The organism is Streptomyces sp. NPDC058964, from assembly GCF_042741275.1.
Classification (GTDB): Bacteria; Actinomycetota; Actinomycetes; order Streptomycetales; family Streptomycetaceae; genus Streptomyces.
On the sequence record NZ_JBHYKH010000476.1, the window covers coordinates 3667 to 7017 of the forward strand.

Annotated in this window: 4 protein-coding genes; 1 reads left to right on the forward strand and 3 read right to left on the reverse strand. The window is 74.6% G+C overall.

Annotated elements, in window-relative coordinates:
- Window positions 1-152: 152 nt before the first annotated feature.
- Both ACFW2E_RS37535 and ACFW2E_RS37540 read right to left on the reverse strand, forming a co-directional pair.
- Window positions 153-668, reverse strand: a complete 516-nt coding sequence (locus ACFW2E_RS37535; RefSeq protein ID WP_384473731.1) for an immunity 21 family protein — start codon at window positions 666-668, stop codon at window positions 153-155.
- A gap of 78 nt (window positions 669-746) precedes the next feature.
- A complete protein-coding gene (locus ACFW2E_RS37540; RefSeq protein ID WP_384473734.1) occupies window positions 747-1220 on the reverse strand; it encodes a rhodanese-like domain-containing protein in 474 nt (157 codons plus the stop codon).
- 94 nt (window positions 1221-1314) lie between these two features.
- Between ACFW2E_RS37540 and ACFW2E_RS37545 the strand changes: the two genes are divergently transcribed.
- The gene (locus ACFW2E_RS37545; RefSeq protein ID WP_384473737.1) at window positions 1315-1761 is read left to right on the forward strand and encodes an Lrp/AsnC family transcriptional regulator; all 447 of its coding nucleotides are present in this window, start codon (window positions 1315-1317) and stop codon (window positions 1759-1761) included.
- Between the two features lie 2 nt (window positions 1762-1763).
- Here the strand turns inward: ACFW2E_RS37545 and ACFW2E_RS37550 are convergent.
- Window positions 1764-3351, reverse strand: a 1588-nt coding sequence (locus ACFW2E_RS37550) for an SbcC/MukB-like Walker B domain-containing protein (protein ID WP_384473739.1), incomplete at its 5' end; no start/stop codon positions are given.

Below are 3351 nucleotides of genomic sequence, written 5' to 3' on the forward strand. Positions count from 1 at the left end.
CAGCGGTGATACCCGGCACCGCCTCCCACCCCGGCGGCGGGGGGGCCCCCGGCCAACCCCGCCGGGGGGACCCCGCCCCCACCCCACCACACCCCCCCACCACCCCCCCCCCCCGCCGGCCGGGGGGGGGGCGCCGCCCCCCGCTCGGCGCCTCAGCGCGGGAGCCGCCGCAGCTGTACGAGTCCGACCCAGGTCTCGGGTCCAGGCTTGGCGTAGGCGGCCCGCACCGCGTACCGGCCCGGTTCCAGCGGCACCCTCAGGTGCTCCTCGTGTGCGGTGTCGTTGCCGGACCAGGCCGAGTCGAACAGGAGGACGGGACCGGGCACGTCCCAGCTGACCTCGTCCTCCCACACGGCCGCGTCGAGAGCGGCGGGGACACCGGCCAGCAGCTCGTCCTCGGAGTTCGCGGCGCTCCACCGCACGAAGGTGCCGTGGTCGGGCAGGAAACAGGTGGAGGCCGGTTCGTCGCCGAGCACCAGGGCCGCGCTGTCGCCCACCGGGAGCAGTCCCACGTACCCTTCGACCTCGCACGCGCGGTCGTAGTCCGTGTCCATGTCCTCGCCGTCGGCCCCCGCCCAGAACGGCAGGACCGTCTCCGGGACGACCACCAGCGGGCCGCCGCCCGACTCCACCCACTCCACCGCGCCTGGATCCGCGTATCGCGCCATGGGCAGAACCTACACGGGCAGCTACCGCGCGGGTGCACGGTTCACCTGTGCGCCCCCCACGGCGGCCGGAGGCCGCGGTCAGCAGCCGCAGTCGCCCTCCACCGGGGCGGTCAGCGGGTCGGCGGGGCGGCGCTCGCGGCCCTGCCAGGTCTCGTACTCGAAGCCCTCGCGCGCCCAGTACTCGAATCCACCGAGCATCTCCTTGACCCGGTAGCCGAGTTCGGCAAGGGCGAGGGCCGCGCGGGTGGCGCCGTTGCAGCCGGGGCCCCAGCAGTACGTGACCACCGGTACGGACTTGTCGAGGAGCTGCTCGGCCTGCTCGGGGATGAGTGCGGTCGGCAGGTGCACCGCGCCGGGTATGTGGCCCTGGTCCCAGGACTCGGTGGAACGGGAGTCCAGGACGACGAAGCCGGGGTCGCCGTCGGCCGCGAGCGCGGCGGCCACGTCGGAGACGTCGGCGTGGAAGACGAGGCTCGCCCGGAAGTGGGCGGCGGCCTCGGCGGGGGCGGCGGGGGCGACTCGCAGGACGGGGTTCTCGGTGTTGGTGATCATGACGGCGAATCTATGGCCACCGAACCGCTTCCTGAAGGAGGGATCACCGGCATCCCTCTTGATCCGCCGCGGATTCCCCTGCTATTTCTCCCTGATGACCGCTTATTCCCCGGACGCCACCGACTGGCGCATTCTCGAGGTCCTGCAGCGTGAGGGCCGCGCCAGCTTCGCGGAGCTCGCCCGCGCCGTCTCGATGTCCGCCAGCGCGGTCACCGAGCGCGTCCGGCGGCTGGAGGAGGCCGGAGTCATCCAGGGCTACACGGCGGTCGTCGATCCTGAGCGCCTCGGCCTGACGATCCTGGCGTTCGTGCGGCTGCGGTACCCGAACGGCAACTACAAGCCGTTCCACGACCTGGTGGCCGCGACACCCGAGATCCTGGAGGCGCACCACGTGACGGGCGACGACTGCTTCGTCATCAAGGTCGCCGCGCGCTCCATGTCCCATCTGGAGGAGATCTCGGGGAAGATCGGCGCGCTGGGGTCGGTGACCACGAGCGTCGTGTACTCGTCGCCGCTGCCCCGGCGTCCGCTGGGGCACTGACGTCAGCCGGTGCCCCGCTGCCGCAGCACCGATCCCGACCTTCCCTTGACGACCTCCAGCTGGGCGTGGATCCGCCGCCGCAGATCGGCGACGTGGCTGACGATGCCGACGCTGCGGTCACGTTCCCGCAGTGAGTCGAGCACGTCCAGGACCTCGTCCAGGGTCTGGTCGTCGAGGCTGCCGAAGCCCTCGTCGATGAAGAGGGTGTCGAGGCGGACCCCGCCCGCCTCGTCCGTCACGACGTCCGCGAGACCGAGGGCGAGCGCGAGGGACGCGAAGAACGTCTCCCCGCCCGACAGCGTCGCCGTGTCCCGTTCGCGTCCGGTCCAGGCGTCGACGACGTGCAGCCCGAGCCCGCTGCGGCCGCGGCCGCTGCGGTCGTCCGAGTGCACCAGGGTGTAGCGGCCGGAGGACATGCGCCGCAGCCGTACGGTCGCCGCGGCGGCCACCTGCTCCAGTCGGGCCGCGAGGACGTACGACTCGAGGCGCATCCTGCGTTCGTTGTCCGCCGAGGTGCCGGCCGTGAGGGCGGCCAGGCGTGCCACGCGGTCGTACTCCTCGCGCAGCGGCGCCAGCCGTCGCACTCCGTCGGCCGCCCGGGCGGAGAGCCGGTCGAGTTCGGCGCAGCAGCGGGCGGCCCAGTCGCGCGCGGAGGCCGCGTCGCGCAGCCGCTGGGCGGCCGAGGCCGCGTTCCGCTCCGCCGCGTCGCGATCGGCGGGCGGCCGCTGGGCGGCGGCCGCGGTGTCGGCCTCCGTGAGGACGGCCCGTACGGCGGCTTCCTCGGACTGCCAGGCGTCCAGGCGTCGCTGGAGCTCGCGGTGAGCCGCGTCGTCGAGGAGCGCGGCGGCCGCGGCCCGCGGGGTCTCGAAACCGGCCCGGTAGGCGGCGTCGGCGAGGCGGGCGTCGGCCTCCTTGAGCCGCTGTGCCGCGTCCTCGGCGGCCCGCGTGGTGTCGGCCGCGTCGGTCAGCAGCGCGACCTGCCGTTCCAGCTGCGCGGCCCGAGCGGACACGCTGCCGGCGGTGCCGCGGGCCTGGGCCAGCTCCTCCTCCAGGGCGGCTCGCTCGCGCTCCAGGGTGTCCCGCCGGGCGATCCGGGAAGCGGTTCTGACCTCGGCCTGTCCGCGATCGGCCAGGCGCCGCTCCCGCTCGCGCTCGGCCGTTCGCAGTTCCTCGTGGGCGGCGTGCAGCCCGGAGGCGTCCCGGCGGGCCCGTGTGTACTCCCGCTCCAACTCGTCGGTCTCGGCGGCGAGCCGTGCCGTGGGCGCGTCGCCCGCCTCGGCGGTGGCCGCGGCCAGGGCCTCCCGTACGACGCCCAGACGCCGTTGGGCCTCGGCGCGCTGTTCGTCGGCGTGCCGGGAGGCGGCCAGGGCACGCTCCTCCGCCTCCCGGCCGACGTGTCCGGCGACCTTACGGGCGGGCGCGGGGTGTTCGGTGGCCCCGCAGACGGCGCACGGTTCACCGTCGGTGAGGTTCGCGGCGAGTTCGGCGGCGATCCCGTTCAGGCGCTGTTCCTTGAGATCGAGCCAGTGGGCCCGCGTCCGCAGGGCGTGCTCCTCCGTTTCCAGCGCCCGCCGCTGCGCGTCCTCCGTG

Excerpts from the sequence above, each read along its gene's own strand:
- ACFW2E_RS37535 (WP_384473731.1), bottom strand. The coding sequence starts at position 668 with ATGGCGCGATACGCGGATCCAGGCGCGGTGGAGTGGGTGGAGTCGGGC.
- ACFW2E_RS37540 (WP_384473734.1), bottom strand. The coding sequence starts at position 1,220 with ATGATCACCAACACCGAGAACCCCGTCCTGCGAGTCGCCCCCGCCGCC.
- ACFW2E_RS37545 (WP_384473737.1), top strand. The coding sequence starts at position 1,315 with ATGACCGCTTATTCCCCGGACGCCACCGACTGGCGCATTCTCGAGGTC.